This is a genomic window from Vogesella mureinivorans (genome assembly GCF_007644035.1).
In the GTDB taxonomy this organism is placed as follows: Bacteria; Pseudomonadota; Gammaproteobacteria; order Burkholderiales; family Chromobacteriaceae; genus Vogesella; species Vogesella mureinivorans.
In genome coordinates, this window is sequence record NZ_VMTV02000064.1 from 1 (window position 1) to 257 (window position 257).

At 68.5% G+C, this 257-nt stretch carries 1 protein-coding gene; it reads left to right on the top strand.

Annotation, left to right across the window (positions count from 1 at the left end; all coding sequences use genetic code 11):
• A partial coding sequence (locus FLQ44_RS24000) for an SAM-dependent methyltransferase (RefSeq protein WP_338117450.1) occupies window positions 1–257 on the top strand: 257 nt, incomplete at both ends.

Genomic DNA, 257 nt, shown 5'->3' on the forward strand with positions numbered 1-257 from the left:
GAACTTGATTCACGATGGAGCGTCCCGTCGGCGGTTCTACGAGGACCTCGTCACCCGATCCGCCGTCGACGATCGCGGGGCCGAGCGCCTGCTGGCCGACCATGCCGCCAAGGGATCGGGGGAAGGTGTCGTCTGGTTGATCGGCGCCGGGCCGGGGGCTGAAGACCTTCTCACCCTGCGGGCCCAGCGGCTGCTGCAACAGGCCGATGTGATCGTCCACGATCAGCTGGTGCCTGCCGCCGTGGTCGAGATGGGCC